Source organism: Bacillus cereus group sp. BfR-BA-01355 (assembly GCF_022663675.1).
GTDB classification, from domain to species: Bacteria; Bacillota; Bacilli; order Bacillales; family Bacillaceae_G; genus Bacillus_A; species Bacillus_A thuringiensis_S.
This window is the reverse complement of the sequence record NZ_JAKUFY010000116.1, coordinates 1-16,766: the sequence shown is the minus strand read 5'-3', so window position 1 is coordinate 16,766 and position 16,766 is coordinate 1. Positions and strand designations below refer to the sequence as shown.

The window sequence follows — 16,766 nt, the reverse complement described above, 5'->3', positions numbered from 1 at the left end:
CCAGTGTTTCCGTTAGAACCGCTGTTGCGCCTGCCGTCGCAACTAAAATAATTACGTGGGTACATATATGTTCTCCTTTCTATATTTTCAAAATTTAGTTTTTAAAATAGAACTACTATATATATATTATGAATTCTATAATTTTGTGTGGCAGATCGTATTTTGTGTCTAGATTTCAAAAGATAGCGGGAGGAGAATTAAGTAGTGTTAGAGCCACCATTTCTCCTGCGGAAGCAAAATAACATCCACATCAAAATTCTCTTTAAACCAATCATACATCAATGTCTCTTTTACTAAATATTCAGAGGCAGAGTGTGACACGCCAATTAGAGACATATTCGTTTCTTTTACATAATCCATAATGAGCGAGTATTTATGTCGGCCGTAATCATTGTCGATATGGCAATGGATTTCTCCTGTAATATATGCTTCAGCACCTTTTTCTTCTGCTTCCTTCATTAAAGATACAACATCGCCACATCCAGCGATAATTGCGATTTTTTTGATGGAATCATGTCGTTTACCTTCGAAGTCTGTGTAAGGAATCTGGAAGAGTTGTTTTAGATGTTTTTGGAGTGCTTCTGTTGATGTTTCATCTATTTCACAAATAAGGCCAACTGGTTCTTGTTCTGGACCTCCATATGCAAAGTCGTCCACTACAGTAGCGTTTAATGCTTTTGCAATTGAAATACTCGTTCCATGTGTTTGATGAAAATCCATTGGTACGTGACATGTATATATAGAAAGTTGTTTTTCTTTTATTCCTTGCAAATATTTTTCAGGAATTGGTATGAAACCGCGGCCTGATCTTCCAATTGGATCACCGCACTCCATTACAAGGGGATGGTGCATAAAGAGTAAATCACCGGGTGTGGATTGTGAAATGAATGTTTCAAGAACGTCATCTGTAGGGAATACAGCTAAAAATACTTTGTTTACATTTCCAGATCCGTGTATCATAAGACCGTTAAATAAATCTACAAAAGTTGCTTCGAAAAATTGTTGCCAAGGAAATTTGATAGAATCATATACGGCTGGGATAAATCGACTAAAAGCACTATCTTTTCCGTATTTTTCAATTTGAAATAAGTGATCGAGTGATTGCTCTATTTTTTTTAAGGCTGGCATGTTTAATAATCCTCCTTAAGATGATTCTTGCTTTATGAGTTGTTTGTATTCTTCGTAGCAAAATAAGAAGCGGATAGGAAACAAATAAAACCTAGAATCCAGCCAATAGAAGGAAAATAGGGAAGTACATGCTGTAATAGCATTCCGCTAGAAATGAAGAAACTACTAAATAGACCTAATAACATAGGATATCGTTGTAGTTTGAACACAGATAGTAAACATCCTTTCTCCTGCATGAACTACTCATAAAAGCTCGATTGCTGAAACTTTATCACATACATTGTATATTAGTCTTAATTTTCTGTATATAACTTTTAAGAAAAATGGTGATACAATATATGAATGATAAGAGAAGAGAGGATGAAGATTAACATATGTACGTTACTGTAACAGAAGCAGCATATAAAAAGATTATGGATACGATCCCAAGTGAAGCGAAATATATAAAGTTATTTTACGATAATGAAGGTTGCGGTTGTGTTATGAGCGGAATCATCGATTTAGTAGCTGTAGCAGAGAAAGATGAGCGCGATGTGGATATTGAATCAAGCACAATGAATTTTATCGCTGATCGTACAAAGCTTGTATTTATGGACGATAAGTTAACGGTTGATTGGCATGAAGGTGGAGGAACTTTTCAGTTGAAGAGCCCAAGCCAGTTTTATAATCCAAATATGAAATTACACGTTCGAGTATAGTAAAGGAAATGTGAGTCCAAAATGTATTTTGGACTCACATTTTTTTATTTTATAAGTCGCTATTATTGTCGATTTTTGTTGATAAGTCGATATATTGAAAAAATCGCCGATATAAATGGAGTTGCGCCAATATAATTTCATTTACCAAAACGTTTCATATAATAAAAAGTTTTTTCACATAATGAAATGTACACATGATTGAATTTTCTGTATAATTTTCTTTGCGGAGGGGATACGCATGAGAAGATGGGGAATTGAGTTATTAATTTTAAGTGTTGTTATTATTTGGGGGATTAACTATACAATTGCGAAGTATGGACTTTTAGAATTTACAACAATTGAGTTTACCGCACTTCGTATGATGGCGGCGGCACCGCTCCTGTTACTTCTTACTTTTTTTATTGAAAAGTCGGTTTATATGGAGCGAAAGGATATACCTAGATTAATCATCGTTAGCGTTGTAGGTATTGTACTGTATCAAACGTTATTTATGGAAACTGTCAAATATACATCCGCTACAAATGCCTCTTTACTCATTTCTATTTCACCTATTTTTACAACTGTATTTGCGATTTTTCTGAAACAAGAAAAGTTTTCTTCTCGAAAGCTCATAGGTTCTATCATTGCCTTTAGTGGTGCAGCATTAGTTTTAGTAGCAGGACATTCACTTGCTAGTTCTTTTTATGGCAATGGAATTGGACTTATTACATCAATATGCTGGGGGCTTTATCCTGTTTTAGCAGGACCATTAATTAAAAAATATTCAGCACTACGTGTTACCGCATGGTCAGCCTTAGTTGGCGCGATTCCGCTTTTATTGTTAAGTGGACCATATGTATTTATAATGCCATTTCACATTACACACGGAATGACACTATTCGCCTTACTATATTCCATTTTCTTTGTAACAGTATTCGGCTTAGTCATGTGGTATGTTGGTGTTCAAAAAATTGGGGCGTCACATACGATGGTATATATGTATATAACGCCGCTTGTAGCTGTTTTATTTGCAGCTATCTGGGCAAATGAATATGTATCGTTTCAACAAATCATCGGTGGAATTATTATTTTTTTCGGTCTATGGTTTGTGAAATCAGAGAAAGTAAAAGTTCATTCTACTGCAGGGGAACCTATATCAAAATAGGAAAACAGATCACCTATGATCTGCTTTCCTATTTTTTTATTTTTGGTAAGAAGATGAGAAATAAGATAGCAGTAATAAGTGGAATTAAGTTTAAAAATGGAATACGGAAGAGTGTAATAAGAATAATACCTGGAAGAAGAACACCGAGGACAGCGTAAAAAATGCTATGATTTTTCGTGTACCAATACAGTGAAAGTCCGATAAGTGCAGGGATAATGAGGTGAATGAGAGCCATTAAAAAATAAATCATTAGACGCCCCCTTTATTTGTGTGTTTATTACATCATATCCGTATGTTCATAGATTGATATCATTTTTTTCATAAATGGACGAAAAAGTTTGAAAAACCGTCACAAAATATGAGAATATGATGTTCGAAATCTTGTATAATATTATTTTCTAAAAACATTTAAACAACATGAACATACTGTTTATGTTGTTTTTAATTTGAGTGAAATGAATTTTAAGTAGTATGAACTCGAAAGAACTGAGTTATACAGCTTTTGTTGGATAGATAAAAATTACTGAAGAGGAGAACAGCATGATTAGTATGTCATTAAGATCGTTTAAAATTCAATCGTATTATATATTAGGTCTTCTTTTGTTAGGATGGATGTTAACACCGTTTTCAGCACACTTTTTAGGCGCTGGAATTGGACTTATTGTAAGTATGTATTGCGTTTGGCTTTTAGGGAGACGAATTGAGAAGCTTGGAGATAGTATCGTAAAGAAAACGAAAGCACCGACGCTCGGTATGTTTAACCGTTTTGCCGCTGCTATTTTGGGTGCTATTATTATGTACGAAATTGAGCATCATATGGTTATGTGGGCATTTGCAGTAGGGATTATGGGCGGTTATTTCTTAATTGTTGTTAATTTAGGATACTATAGCATGAAAGATGAGAAAGAATTAACGAAGAGCTAAAAAAGATAAAAAGATAAAAAACCTCTTTTGGATGGAATAGAGGATCCAGCGAGGGATAGAAGCGGTCAGAGCCTCTTTTAGCCCCATGCGATGTGAAACCAGAGAGATGTAATGAGTAGGGATATAATTTATATGTTCGAAACCGTGATTTGTCCCTGTGGAAATAGGTTTACTCTGGGATAAGTGATTCAGTGATGGATAGTACAACAGGAAGCGAAACTTTGCCTGAAATGCAGGTTTCTGCTTCTAATAAGTTAACATGAAATCACGTATTAGTAGGACTTTTATGTTCTTTAAAAAATTTGGATATAATACAACAAATTATTCCGATAATTAGAATAATATATTTTATCGTTTCACTTGTATGCTCAAATAAATTAACGTTAAGCATTACAAGTCCCCAAAAAATTTGGATCGCTCCGTAAATGAATAAAATTTTTCCTGCACGAGAAAAATTTTTCATAGGCTTCACCCTTTCCTGTATATGTAAATTGTAGCATAAAAAACTAAAAACGAATGAGTATAAAATGAATTTTCTGTAATTTATTGAACTAAGTCACAGATGAAGAGATTAACGTTTCACTTTATATAAGATATAAAAAGAAGCTTACGTAAAAACGTAAGCTTCTTTTTTATGTAAGTGTGTGTAACCGTTAAGCCGCATTGGGTTTTGTCGGTGAGTACGCGAAACTTTACGGTTACACGACACTTATTCATATGAGTAAAGGGTTATTCCAACAGAAAGTGTTAATTTAAGCGATTGGGCCGCCTAAGTTAATAATATCTTCAGAAACGCTTTCGAACTTTTTGAAGTTCTCTTTGAATTCATTTGCAAGCTCGATTGCTTTTGCTTTGTAAGCAGCTTTATCAGCCCAAGTTTGTTCAGGCATTAACACTTCGTCAGGTACACCTGGTACGTGAAGTGGAACTTCAAGACCGAAGATGTCATGTTTAGCTGTTTCAGTTTTTGCAAGTTCACCGCTTAATGCTGCTTGAATCATTGCACGAGTATAACCTAAGTTCATACGTTTACCAACGCCGTATTCGCCGCCAGTCCAGCCAGTGTTTACTAGGAATACTTTCGCATCGTGTTTCTCGATTTTTTCACCAAGCATTTCAGCGTAGCGAGATGCATCAAGTGGTAAGAATGGTGAACCGAAGCAAGTTGAGAATGTAGCTTGCGGAGATGTAACACCGCGCTCTGTTCCTGCTAGTTTACTAGTGTAACCACTTAAGAAATGATACATAGCTTGCTCTTTTGATAACTTACTGATTGGAGGCAATACGCCAGATGCATCAGCAGTTAAGAAAATAATAGTATTTGGGTGTCCAGCAACACTTGGCAGTACGATATTGTCGATCGCATGCATAGGGTATGCAGCACGAGTATTTTCTGTTAAAGTAGTATCGTTGTAGTCTGCGATACGCGTTTGGTTATTAATGATAACGTTTTCTAAAACAGATCCGAATTTGATTGCATCGAAAATTTGTGGTTCTTTCTCGTGAGAAAGGTTTACACATTTTGCATAGCAACCGCCTTCAATATTGAATACACCGTTATCAGACCAACCGTGCTCATCATCACCGATTAATTTACGGTTTGGATCAGCAGATAAGGTTGTTTTACCTGTTCCAGATAAACCGAAGAATAGTGCTACGTCACCTTCTTCACCTACGTTTGCAGAGCAATGCATAGAAAGAATATCTTGTTCAGGTAGTAAGAAGTTCATAATAGAGAAGATTGATTTTTTCATTTCTCCAGCGTATTCTGTACCACCAATTAGTACAATACGTTTTTCGAATGAAACCATAATGAATGCTTCAGAGTTTGTACCGTCAACAGCTGGATCAGCTTTGAAATTCGGTGCAGAAACAATTGTGAACCCTGACTCATGAGTTGTTAATTCTTCTTCAGTTGGACGAATGAATAATTGATGTACAAATAAATTGTGCCATGCATATTCATTAATAACTTGAATTGGTAGGCGGTAATTGCGGTCAGCGCCTGCAAATCCTTTGAAGACGAATAACTCTTCTTTTTCTTTTAAGTATTCTAAAACTTTAGTATATAATTTATTAAAATGTTCTTCAGAAATCGGTTGGTTCACAGCTCCCCAAGCAATTTTGTCAGCAACCGATGCTTCTTTCACAATAAATTTATCTTTAGGAGAACGTCCTGTATATTTTCCTGTTGAAGCAGAAACGGCACCAGTAGAAGTTAATTTCCCTTCATTTCGCATTAATACTTTTTCCACTAATTGCGGAACACTTAGTTGAATCTGTGCATTGCTTCCGTTCAATAATTCGTGTAAACCAATTTGGACATTCACAGTACTCATATTTATATACCATCCTTTTCATTTAATGAAATATTTCTCGTAATCCCCAACAAGAGTATAACACAATTATATAAATAATGTATACTATTTATTTCTTTTTGTTTGTGTGAATGTATTATTTCCCTATTAATATTTCATTTTAGGCGTATTGAGAAAAACTTTCAGGAAAATGTGAATATTAATTGACAAATGAATATCATTTCTTTAGTATAGGTTGGGACGGATACTCTCTTATCCCGAGCTGGCGGAGGGACAGGCCCGATGAAGCCCAGCAACCTCACTTGTATTGATAAATGCAGGTGAATAGGTGCTAAAACCTGTGCGAGGCTACAGGTCTCGAACGATAAGAGCGAAGGGCAAAAAGCAGTATGCAAGTAGCAAATTAAACCTTTCCTCTATGTAAAGTAGGAAAGGTTTTTCTGTATGCTTGTGTGGGAGAATAAATGTATGTCGCAGTTTGTGGCAAATTAAGGATGAGTTCCGTACAATATATACAATTACTGTAGGGAGGTTTACCACATGACAAAAAAACGTCATCTGTTCACATCTGAGTCTGTAACTGAAGGACATCCAGATAAAATTTGTGACCAAATTTCTGATTCAATTTTAGATGCGATCTTATCAAAAGACGCAAATGCACGTGTAGCTTGTGAAACAACTGTAACAACTGGTTTAGTATTGGTAGCGGGGGAAATTACGACTTCTACTTACGTAGATATTCCGAAAATCGTTCGTGAAACAATTCAAGGCATTGGTTACACACGCGCAAAATACGGATTCGATGCAGAAACTTGTGCTGTTTTAACATCTATCGATGAGCAGTCTGCTGACATCGCTATGGGTGTTGACCAAGCGCTAGAAGCACGCGAAGGTCAAATGACTGACGCTGAGATTGAGGCAATTGGTGCAGGAGACCAAGGTTTAATGTTTGGTTTTGCATGTAATGAAACACAAGAATTAATGCCACTTCCAATCTCGCTTGCTCACAAATTAGCTCGCCGTTTAACTGAAGTACGTAAAGATGATACATTATCATACTTACGTCCAGATGGAAAAACGCAAGTTACAGTTGAGTATGATGAAAATGGTAAACCAGTACGTGTTGATACTATCGTAATTTCTACACAACATCACCCAGATGTTACATGGGAAGAAATCGATCGCGACTTAAAAGAGCACGTAATTAAAGCTGTAGTACCAGCAGAATTAATGGATGGAGAAACGAAATTCTTCATTAATCCAACTGGCCGCTTCGTAATTGGTGGACCACAAGGTGATGCTGGCTTAACAGGACGTAAAATCATCGTTGATACTTACGGTGGATACGCTCGCCACGGTGGCGGTGCATTCTCTGGTAAAGATGCAACAAAAGTTGACCGTTCTGCAGCATATGCAGCTCGTTATGTTGCGAAAAACATCGTAGCAGCTGGTCTTGCTGACAAAGCAGAAGTACAACTTGCATACGCAATCGGTGTAGCACAACCAGTATCAATTTCAGTTGATACATTCGGCACAGGTAAAGTATCTGAAGACGTACTAGTAGAACTAGTTCGTAACAACTTCGATCTTCGCCCAGCTGGTATTATTAAAATGCTAGACTTACGTCGCCCAATTTACAAACAAACAGCAGCTTACGGCCACTTCGGACGTACTGATGTAGATCTTTCATGGGAACGTACAGACAAAGCTGCAGCTTTAAAAGAGCAAGCTGGTCTATAATATATGAAAAAAAGCTTTGCGCGGTGAGCGCAAAGCTTTTTTTATTTCGTTTTACTTACAATTTGAATACATGAACTACAATATACTTCTCCATCTAGCTCAATATACTTTTTCATATTAGTCATGCCACTTGCTGGAAATGGCATATGAATCCAAGCCTTTTCATACGTTTGTATTTCCTTTTTACATGATTTACAAAGGGTGGGTTTCTTCTGGAACATATGTAATCAACCGTTCATTTGACGTGCTTTACCTGCGCAAAAGGCACTGCTTAGTAAAAATAGTGTCGCGAATATAATGCTTACTAATGTAGCGTATGGAATTGCGCCTTTTAAGGAAAAGCCGACAGTGATTGAAGCGACGAATAAGAGGATGAATGTTGTTGTTAATTTTTTATAAAGTTCCATACTATGTAGACCTCCAATTTATTTTTTAGTACAAGTTTTAAAATTGAATTCTATTATGTAGAAAATATAAAGAGTAACTAAAGATGTGTAGTCTAGGAGTATAAGAAAGTGCACTTTCCTTTTTGTGGATTAGTATACTTATATTGTATCATGGCGCATGATTGGCTTCATACATAATTGTGTAAAGATATGTATGATAAAATGAAGAAAAGTCTTTAAGAAAGGAAAGATAAAAAATGAGTGTAACTGAACATAAAAAACAAGCTCCAAAAGAAGTGCGTTGCAAGATTGTTACGATTTCCGATACACGTACGGAAGAAACGGATAAGAGCGGACAACTATTACATGAATTGTTAAAAGAAGCGGGCCATACAGTAACCTCTTATGAAATTGTAAAAGATGATAAAGAAAGTATTCAGCAAGCAGTGTTAGCTGGTTATCATAAGGAAGATGTAGATGTTGTATTAACAAATGGCGGTACTGGTATTACGAAGCGTGATGTAACAATTGAAGCAGTGTCAGCTCTATTAGATAAAGAGATTGTCGGGTTTGGTGAGTTGTTCCGCATGATTAGTTATTTAGAAGATATCGGGAGCAGCGCAATGTTAAGTAGAGCGATTGGGGGTACAATTGGGCGCAAAGTAGTTTTCTCGATGCCAGGATCGAGCGGGGCGGTTCGCCTTGCGATGAATAAATTAATTTTACCGGAATTAGACCATATTACATTTGAGCTACATCGCCAATGAGTAGGTGGACTGGAATTGTATTAGCGGGCGGTATGTCGAGTAGATTTGGTGAGCCGAAAGCGTTAGCGAGCTGGCAAGGTAGTACTTTTATTGAGCATATTTTGAAAGAGATGACAAGTGCGCTCCAAGAAGTTGTAGTCATTAGTCATTCTGATATAAAAGAGCGAGTAGAGCAATTCGTACAAGTTCCTGTTATAGAAGATATCCCGCACTATAAAGGGAATGGACCGCTGGCCGGTATTGTATCAGGAATGGAATACATAGAAGCAGATTGGTATGCTATTATGCCTTGCGATGCGCCAAATGTTTCGCATGAATGGTTTACCATTTTACTGGAGCAAACGAGCAATGAATATGATGCAGTTGTACCTATTATTAACGGAAGAAAACAGCCGCTACTTGCAGCGTATCATAACCGCGTGAAAGAAAAGATTTATGCTTTACTTCAGGAAGAGAAAAGAAGTATGGGGCAGCTTTTATCACAATGTAATGTGAAGTATGTTGCTGGAGAAGATGTACAAGCGAATACAGATTGGTTTATAAATGTAAATACAAAAGAAGAATATGTGCAGGCTCAAAAAGACCTTTCAAATGAATGAAAGGTTTTTTGATATACAGAATTGGGGAACAATTGCTGTATAAAGGTATGTGAGTAAGTTGATTTTAAGGGGAATTCTTAAAATCATTATACAGCAAAAACACTGTATAACCATATATTAATTTTTATGGGTTTTTATTACAAGTCTGTTTAGTTATGTTTATTTTTGCTATAATGAATATGGAAATAAATGATATTTCACCTTATGTATCATTCATTCAACTAAAATTTACAAGTGTGTAATAAACTCCCTTCGTTTTTTGAAGGGAGTTTTTCTGTTCAAGCAAGTAACTCTGATGCGGTATGCTGAAGGACTTCTTCATACTGGTTAAGTAAGCCGCGAAAGATCTCATCCCAGCTTTTTGATTTTGCAAAAGATGAAGCTGCTATTCCCATCTGCTCAAGTTTTTCTTCATTTTGCAATAAAGAATAAATGGATGATAGAAATGCATCCTCATTTTTAGGGGGACAAAGAATTCCCGTTTTTCCATCTGTAATAATATTTTTAACCCCGCCACTATTTGCACCAATGACAGGTGTGCCACATGCGAGTGATTCAAGTACGACATTTCCGAATGTTTCAGTAGCTGATGGAAATACCATTATGTTAGAACAAGCATATGCTTCAGCTAAATCTGCACTTTGTAAATAGCCAGTAAAAGTGACATTTGTTTGTGGAACAGCTTCACGCAAATTTGTTGCTAGAGGTCCGTCTCCTGCGATGAGCCAATGAATGTCGTTTCGAGTATGCGATGTTTTAACGATAAGGTTTTGCAACGTATCAATATCTTTTTCAGGAGCAATTCGTCCTACATAGGAAAGAACGTACTTCGCTGTAATATTATATTTTTTTCGGAATAGGTCTGTATTGTAAGCTGGATGAAAGAGTGTGCAATCTACACCACGTCCCCAAATGGAGAGGGCCTGAAAGCCTTTATTTTTTAATTGATGTAATGTTTCAGAGGAGGGAACAAAATTTTTTTGCATATGACTATGAAACCATTTTAAATAGTTCCAAAGCATATTGGAGAGAAATTCAATTTTGTAATAGCGTAAATACGCATCGAAATCAGTATGATAAGAACCGACAACTGGGATGTTTAACTTTTTGGCGTAATACAGTCCACAAAGTCCCATGTTGAAAGGTGTGGCAATGTGAATAATGTCAGGTTTAAAGGAATGAAGTTCCCGTTTAATACGCGGAGTAGGAAAAGAAAAGCGACATTCTGGATATAATATTGTTAACGGGATACTTCTCATCTTGTTCACATTAGCTACGAAATTATCTTCAGCTGTATGCTGAGGGGCGAAAACAGAATAGGCGATCTGTTCTTTCTGAAAGTAACTTGTTAATCGTTCTAACGTTTTCGCAACCCCGTTAACTTGTGGCGTAAAAGTATCGGTAAAAATGGCGACTCTCATCATATCACTCCTTTATGTGAAAAGTGGGATGAATTGATAAAAAGAGATGATGCCAGAGCAAGTGCCAAGGCACATGCCGACGAACACATCTGACGGATAGTGAAGTCCTAAATAAATACGTGAAATACCGACGCATAATGCTAACGGTAATAGGAAAGCAAGTAAGCTTGGATTATAGCAAATAAATGGAATGAAGACAGAGAAAACGGCTGTTGTATGACCAGACGGGAAAGAGTGGTCTTTTAATGGATGGACTGGATATTTCGCATCCTGAATTGTTAAATAAGGACGTTTTCGTGGATACCACCTTTTTAATATTTGTACAGGAATATGGCTAATTGCTAAAGAAATAGCAGTAGCGATTGCTGCTTGGTGTAAAGTCCCTTTTGCAAAAATTAAAAAGAAAAGTGTAAGTGCAATGGAGAAAGTAGCACCACCGATATGGGTAATATTGCTGAAAAAGATGTTTAATGTTTTTTGATCAAAGTAGCGATTAATTCCTTTAAAAATGTAACATTCTATTTTATATAATCCACTGACCTTCATGAAAATTCTCCTCCCTCGTTTACATATATATGGAGATATTAGCTTTTATTTTAATAAGATTTTGTTGAGGGAGTAATAATATTTTGTAAAGAAAAAGTTAGATTTTATATAAAAAAAGCTGCCAATCTTATGGCAGCGGAAATTTACTTCTGCAATGATTTATAATATTGACCTTTTTCAACGTATTGCGTACGAATACGCTCCATATCTTTACGGTCTTCTTCTGTTAATTCACGAATGACTTTCGCGGGACGACCGAAAGCTAACGTGTTTGGTGGAATTTTCTTTCCTTGTGAAACGAGGCTTCCGGCACCGATAAAAGCTCCTTCGCCAATTTCAGCACCATCTAATATAATGGATCCCATTCCAATTAAAGCATCCTTTTTAATATGACAGCTATGTAAAATAACTTGATGCCCAACTGTAACATCATCTTCTAAAATAAGAGGATACTGAGGGCTTTGGTGGAGTGTACATTGGTCTTGTACATTTACTCGGTCTCCAATGATTGTTGCTGACACATCACCACGGATGACTGTATTAAACCAAATACTTGATTCCTCGCCAACGGAAACATCGCCTGTAATCGTAACATAGTCAGCGATAAAAGCACTACTCGCAATTTTCGGATTTTTTTCTTTGTAAGGATATATCATGTAAAGTCTTCCTTTCCTAGAGACTAGTTTTAGTGTATCAAATTATGAGAAAGAGTGAAATGGAGGAGGTCCATATGTGGAATTATGAAGCAGAGGAAGCGAAAGCTGTCATTGTTATCGTGCACGGCGCAATGGAATATCACGGACGTTACGAAGCCGTTGCGGAAATGTGGAATCACATCGGCTACCACGTCGTGATGGGGGACCTTCCGTCACATGGAACGACTTCAAGAAATAGAGGACATATTGATTCATTTGATGAATACATAGAGGAAGTTAAATTATGGGTGAAAGAAGCAAGAAAGTATAGGTTACCTATTTTTCTATTCGGTCATAGTATGGGTGGTCTTATCGTCATTCGTATGATGCAAGAAACGAAGAGAGAAGATGTAGAGGGTATTATTTTGAGTTCGCCTTGTTTAGGGGTAGTGACTGGACCCTCTGCTCCGCTTCAATTTGCTGCAAAAATATTAAATGTTGTGGCTCCAAAATTGCAATTTGCAACGAATCTTACGGTGGAAATGTCAACAAGGAATCATGAAGTGAGAGATGCAATGGAGAATGATTCATTGTTCTTGCGCAAAGTATCAGTACGTTGGTATAGTGAATTGATTAAGTCTATCGAAATTGCTCATAAAAAAATAGACGATTTTCCAGACGTTCCGCTCTTGCTAATGCAAGCATGTGAGGATAAACTTGTAGATAAAACACGTGTCCGCATGTGGTTTGATAATGTTAAAATAAGTGATAAGGCATATAAAGAATGGCCGAATTGTTATCATGAGTTATTAAATGAGTATGAGCGTGATGAAATTTTGAATTATATTCAGTCATTTACTGAAATGCATGTCAATAATATAGTAAAAACAAACAAATAAATCATTATTTGTACATTTAATAGAGGAGATGAAGGAAGAAGTGAACGTACCGAGTAATCCCATAACGCTCATGGCGAAAGTATACCGTGATGTGTTTCCGGTTGTACACCATGAGCTAGCGATGTGGAAAGAGCGTGCCTACCATATTCCGAATGATGAGCTTCATAGTCAGGCAATCGCAAGTATTGAGCATAAAACGTTTCATTGTGAGGGTGGTGGCATTTTATCGCTGCTAGCAAATGAACACCGAGAGGAATGTATTCGTTTTATCGTAGCGTATCAAACAATCAGTGACTATTTAGATAATTTATGTGATCGCAGTACATCACTTGATCCGAATGATTTTGCCGCTCTACATGAATCAATGTTAATGGCACTATCACCTGAAGTGGAAGGTGGCGGTAATTATTATCGTTATCGTGATGATCAAGATGATGGTGGTTATTTAGATGAACTTGTTGAAACGTGCCAAGATGTTTTAAAGAAAACGAAGCACTATGAAAAAATTGCTCCTGTTCTGCATGAACTTGCTTGTTATTATTGTGATTTGCAAATTCATAAACACGTGAAGTTAGAAGAAAGAGAGCCGCGCCTGAAAACTTGGTTTGAAGCACATAAAGAAAACTTACCTGAGATGAGTTGGTTTGAGTTTTCAGCATGTGCCGGTTCTACACTTGGAATTTTCTGCCTTGTAGCATATGCATTTCATGATGAATTACATGATGAAGATATTGCGAAAATTAGACAAGGATACTTTCCTTACGTACAAGGACTTCATATCTTACTTGATTATTTCATCGATCAAGAAGAAGACCGCATAGGCGGAGATTTGAATTTCTGTAGTTATTATGAAAACGAGCAAGCTATATTAGATCGTATGAAACACTTTGTAGAAGAAGCAGAGAAGAGCATTGGTGATTTGCCTCATGCGAAGTTTCATCGTCTTATAAGCCGAGGATTACTTGGTATTTATTTATCAGATCAAAAAGTATCAGCACAAAAGAATATGCACAAAATGGCACGGCGCATTGTAAAGTACGGAGGCCTCACTTCACGATTCTTCTATTGGAACGGGAAGATGTACCGAAAGAAAATGGCGCAGTGATGAAGAAAACCACTCATGTAGAGTGGTTTTCTTTTTATTATGATCGTATTTTTGAAAATACATATATGAGAAGTTCAATCGCAAAAATAACTAAAACAGATAGTCCGAATAAAGGCATGAAAGCGCCTAATATAACCATCATGATAAAGAAAACGAGTACGCTTTTCTTATCTCTTTGCTTTGGAGGTGCTGCTAATTTTCCTTTTGGCTTTCTTGCTAACCACATTTTTACTCCGTAATAAATAAGAAGTAATAGAGATAATGTCGTTAGTAAGCATAATATTTTATTTGGCCATCCGAATAAATGTCCTTCGTGAAGTGGGATACCGTAAGTGAACCATTGTGCAAGTAATCCATAATCACGATAGTCCGTTTTTGAAATGAGTTCCCCGCTATATTGATCAAAGTAAGCTGTTATCTCTTCACTTGGTGCAACATGCATCCCTGTAATACCAGAACCGCTCGATTTCGAAACAGTAAATACACCTTTCGGATCAGCTGGTAGTGAAATAACATATGGCTTCTTTATTTCAATTCCTTTTTGTAATTCATCGACAGAAATTGCTTTCGGTTCATTTGAATTCGATTCAGGAGGAGCTTCTTTTCTTGTTGCCCACGGCAATTCTTTTACCTTTGATTCAGGCGGTGCCATGTACAATTTTGGATATCCGAGTGATTCATTAGAAGATGCAATTTTATAAATTTGGTTCCCCATAAATCCTGACCATGGCAATCCAGATGCGATTAGCAGAAAGAGAGGAATTGTAAATATAATACCGATAATAGAATGACGTCTTTTTGCCTTTTCTCGCTTATTGGATGATGGTGTGTTTTTGAATTGGCGTATACTCATGTACAATCCGGTTACAATTAAAAAGATTGTCCAGCATGCCGCAAGTTCTACAGTATAGTTGACGACAGTGCCACCAACTAAAAGAGAACTATGTAATTCCCGCATGATATTGGCAAACGTTTCACTTGCGTTTTGATCCCCAACAATTTGATTATTACTATCTAAATACACATATTTTTGTTGCCCAGTATACTCATTTGCAATCGTAAGTCTCGTATTATAATCCCCATTAAACTCACTAATTTTCGCCACGCTATAATGTGGATATTTTTTCTCTGTTAAGGAAATAGAATCAGCCATCGAAATAGATTCTGTTTGAGCGCTCTTTCCAAAATATAAATCTTTATAGATGAAATCTTCAACTTCCTCCCGAAATAAATACCCAATTCCGCTCAGTGACAAAGTAATAAGAAGCGGCGTAATAAAAAGTCCAGCATAAAAATGCCAACGCCAAAAAATGTAATGAAGCGAACGATTTACTTTCATACTTTCAGTTCCCCTAACCTTCCCTATATGAATAACTACTTATTTAATATAGCGAGATTAAGTGTGATTACTTTGAAAGAATTGTGAAGAAAGTTAAAAGTTTTTAGGGGTTTCAACGTTTATAAATGTTTCTTCTTATTTGATAAATACATTTCAACAACAGCATCAGCAAGACATTGAGAGGAATCAACAAAATCCTCACTAGCCACTACATTCAAATCAGTGCATGCGATAATTGCAGTATCTATTTCATCTCTCAGTTGTAAAACGAGCGTATTCCACAATTCGCGAGCTTCTTCAATCTCTCCAGATTTAATGCAAGTAATAATTTGATTAATGCTTTCCTGCCATTTTTCATGATGAATGTATTCTATATTACGCTTTGCAATCCCATCTTGGTAAATCCTAGCTTGAACAGTTGCTTCTGTTGCGAGAAGAGCGACTCTTTTTGTATTTTCAGGAATTGCTTGTAACGTTTCATCGACTATATTTAAAATCGGGATAGAAAGCGAACGCTGTAATTCTTCAAAATAAAGATGCGCCGTATTACACGGCATGGCAATAAAGCTTACGCCAGTACTTTCAAGTTTTTGTGCTCCGTCAATAATCGCTTTTTTCATCGCTCCGTGATCAATAGGGCGATCCATGTAAAACGGTGTTGGACACGAATAAATCATCATATGAGGAAAGTCCATATCATGCTTTGCTCCGTATATTGTTTGGCACCTTGCTACAACTGTATCGACGAATGGTCCAGTTGATTTTGGCCCCATTCCTGCTAGTATTCCGATCATTGGTTTATCTCCTTTAAGATTGTATATATCCATTATATAGGAGAATAAAAAAAGACGTGCAGTGAATGCACGTCTTTTTTTGTTACGTTTTGTCGAACAATCGATATATCCGAGAAATCGTTGATATATTGTAAGTTATGATAGATATATCGAAAAAATCGTTGATATATCCTGAGTTACGATAGATATAATTGAAAAATCGTCGATATATTACCCCGCATTAACGGGCAGTAAAACTCCCACCTTAAAATTCGCCTGGAGCAAAGAGGTTAGGTGGGAGATAAACTGCCCATAAATGCCCGATTGGTTCAACTAATAATCAG

General features: G+C 36.5%; 20 protein-coding genes and 1 riboswitch. Of the genes, 8 read left to right on the top strand and 12 right to left on the bottom strand.

The genetic code is table 11. From position 1 onward, the window contains the following. Nucleotides 1–207: 207 nt before the first annotated feature. Together MR167_RS26245 and MR167_RS26240 are read right to left on the bottom strand one after the other, a co-directional pair. Entirely contained in the window at nucleotides 208–1,128 is a 921-nt protein-coding gene (locus MR167_RS26245; protein ID WP_242315863.1) for a Nif3-like dinuclear metal center hexameric protein, read from the bottom strand. A 32-nt stretch (nucleotides 1,129–1,160) separates the two neighbouring features. Beyond that, nucleotides 1,161–1,337, bottom strand: a complete 177-nt coding sequence (locus MR167_RS26240) for a hypothetical protein (protein WP_079246052.1) — start codon at nucleotides 1,335–1,337, stop codon at nucleotides 1,161–1,163. 165 nt (nucleotides 1,338–1,502) lie between these two features. Here MR167_RS26240 and MR167_RS26235 point away from each other — a divergent pair, with 165 nt between their 5' ends. Together MR167_RS26235 and MR167_RS26230 are read left to right on the top strand one after the other, a co-directional pair. Then, complete coding sequence (locus MR167_RS26235; protein WP_000289570.1) at nucleotides 1,503–1,826, top strand: iron-sulfur cluster biosynthesis family protein; 324 nt, start codon at nucleotides 1,503–1,505, stop codon at nucleotides 1,824–1,826. Nucleotides 1,827–2,064: 238 nt separating this feature from the next. Next, complete coding sequence (locus MR167_RS26230; protein WP_001255421.1) at nucleotides 2,065–2,970, top strand: DMT family transporter; 906 nt, start codon at nucleotides 2,065–2,067, stop codon at nucleotides 2,968–2,970. 28 nt (nucleotides 2,971–2,998) lie between these two features. Here MR167_RS26230 and MR167_RS26225 read toward each other — a convergent pair whose 3' ends face one another. Beyond that, on the bottom strand, nucleotides 2,999–3,220 hold the full coding sequence (locus tag MR167_RS26225; protein WP_000639042.1) for a hypothetical protein: 222 nt from the start codon (nucleotides 3,218–3,220) through the stop codon (nucleotides 2,999–3,001). A 290-nt stretch (nucleotides 3,221–3,510) separates the two neighbouring features. Between MR167_RS26225 and MR167_RS26220 the strand changes: the two genes are divergently transcribed. Beyond that, complete coding sequence (locus MR167_RS26220; protein ID WP_016077181.1) at nucleotides 3,511–3,894, top strand: ATP synthase subunit I; 384 nt, start codon at nucleotides 3,511–3,513, stop codon at nucleotides 3,892–3,894. A 265-nt stretch (nucleotides 3,895–4,159) separates the two neighbouring features. Here MR167_RS26220 and MR167_RS26215 read toward each other — a convergent pair whose 3' ends face one another. Then, nucleotides 4,160–4,357, bottom strand: coding sequence for a hypothetical protein (locus MR167_RS26215; RefSeq protein WP_000788101.1), 198 nt, complete (start codon nucleotides 4,355–4,357; stop codon nucleotides 4,160–4,162). Nucleotides 4,358–4,646: 289 nt separating this feature from the next. Next, nucleotides 4,647–6,233 (bottom strand): phosphoenolpyruvate carboxykinase (ATP), encoded by a 1,587-nt coding sequence (gene pckA / locus MR167_RS26210; RefSeq protein WP_000108813.1) that lies wholly within the window; start codon nucleotides 6,231–6,233, stop codon nucleotides 4,647–4,649. Nucleotides 6,234–6,461: 228 nt separating this feature from the next. Then, nucleotides 6,462–6,583, top strand: a riboswitch (SAM riboswitch). Between the two features lie 169 nt (nucleotides 6,584–6,752). On the opposite strand from pckA, the gene metK reads away from it, so the two are divergent. Continuing rightward, nucleotides 6,753–7,952: a methionine adenosyltransferase gene (metK, locus tag MR167_RS26205; protein ID WP_000163117.1), complete on the top strand. Its 1,200-nt coding sequence runs from the start codon at nucleotides 6,753–6,755 to the stop codon at nucleotides 7,950–7,952. A gap of 41 nt (nucleotides 7,953–7,993) precedes the next feature. Here metK and MR167_RS26200 read toward each other — a convergent pair whose 3' ends face one another. Together MR167_RS26200 and MR167_RS26195 are read right to left on the bottom strand one after the other, a co-directional pair. Further along, nucleotides 7,994–8,173 carry a hypothetical protein gene (locus tag MR167_RS26200; RefSeq protein ID WP_014895354.1) on the bottom strand — a complete coding sequence of 60 codons (180 nt, stop codon included), beginning with the start codon at nucleotides 8,171–8,173 and terminating at the stop codon, nucleotides 7,994–7,996. A 6-nt stretch (nucleotides 8,174–8,179) separates the two neighbouring features. Then, nucleotides 8,180–8,359: a hypothetical protein gene (locus MR167_RS26195; RefSeq protein WP_000424807.1), complete on the bottom strand. Its 180-nt coding sequence runs from the start codon at nucleotides 8,357–8,359 to the stop codon at nucleotides 8,180–8,182. A 236-nt stretch (nucleotides 8,360–8,595) separates the two neighbouring features. Between MR167_RS26195 and MR167_RS26190 the strand changes: the two genes are divergently transcribed. Further along, the gene (locus tag MR167_RS26190; protein ID WP_242315861.1) at nucleotides 8,596–9,105 is read left to right on the top strand and encodes a MogA/MoaB family molybdenum cofactor biosynthesis protein; all 510 of its coding nucleotides are present in this window, start codon (nucleotides 8,596–8,598) and stop codon (nucleotides 9,103–9,105) included. Beyond that, nucleotides 9,102–9,704, top strand: a complete 603-nt coding sequence (locus MR167_RS26185) for a molybdenum cofactor guanylyltransferase (RefSeq protein ID WP_242315860.1) — start codon at nucleotides 9,102–9,104, stop codon at nucleotides 9,702–9,704. Before MR167_RS26190 ends, MR167_RS26185 begins: the two co-directional genes overlap by 4 nt. Before the next feature lie 278 nt (nucleotides 9,705–9,982). On the opposite strand, the gene MR167_RS26180 is transcribed toward MR167_RS26185, so the two are convergent. The 3 genes from MR167_RS26180 to MR167_RS26170 form a co-directional block, all read right to left on the bottom strand. Continuing rightward, on the bottom strand, nucleotides 9,983–11,125 hold the full coding sequence (locus MR167_RS26180) for a glycosyltransferase family 4 protein (protein ID WP_001261652.1): 1,143 nt from the start codon (nucleotides 11,123–11,125) through the stop codon (nucleotides 9,983–9,985). 12 nt (nucleotides 11,126–11,137) lie between these two features. Then, entirely contained in the window at nucleotides 11,138–11,671 is a 534-nt protein-coding gene (locus MR167_RS26175; RefSeq protein ID WP_000868582.1) for a phosphatase PAP2 family protein, read from the bottom strand. 143 nt (nucleotides 11,672–11,814) lie between these two features. Then, on the bottom strand, nucleotides 11,815–12,327 hold the full coding sequence (locus MR167_RS26170) for a gamma carbonic anhydrase (RefSeq protein ID WP_000640205.1): 513 nt from the start codon (nucleotides 12,325–12,327) through the stop codon (nucleotides 11,815–11,817). 74 nt (nucleotides 12,328–12,401) lie between these two features. Here MR167_RS26170 and MR167_RS26165 point away from each other — a divergent pair, with 74 nt between their 5' ends. After that, nucleotides 12,402–13,205, top strand: a complete 804-nt coding sequence (locus MR167_RS26165) for an alpha/beta hydrolase (protein WP_063675885.1) — start codon at nucleotides 12,402–12,404, stop codon at nucleotides 13,203–13,205. A 40-nt stretch (nucleotides 13,206–13,245) separates the two neighbouring features. Next, entirely contained in the window at nucleotides 13,246–14,310 is a 1,065-nt protein-coding gene (locus tag MR167_RS26160) for a tetraprenyl-beta-curcumene synthase family protein (protein WP_001102476.1), read from the top strand. 37 nt (nucleotides 14,311–14,347) lie between these two features. Here MR167_RS26160 and MR167_RS26155 read toward each other — a convergent pair whose 3' ends face one another. Then, complete coding sequence (locus tag MR167_RS26155; protein ID WP_000867809.1) at nucleotides 14,348–15,649, bottom strand: PepSY-associated TM helix domain-containing protein; 1,302 nt, start codon at nucleotides 15,647–15,649, stop codon at nucleotides 14,348–14,350. Nucleotides 15,650–15,768: 119 nt separating this feature from the next. After that, nucleotides 15,769–16,443 (bottom strand): aspartate/glutamate racemase family protein, encoded by a 675-nt coding sequence (locus MR167_RS26150; RefSeq protein WP_000579346.1) that lies wholly within the window; start codon nucleotides 16,441–16,443, stop codon nucleotides 15,769–15,771. Between the last annotated feature and the right edge of the window lie 323 nt (nucleotides 16,444–16,766).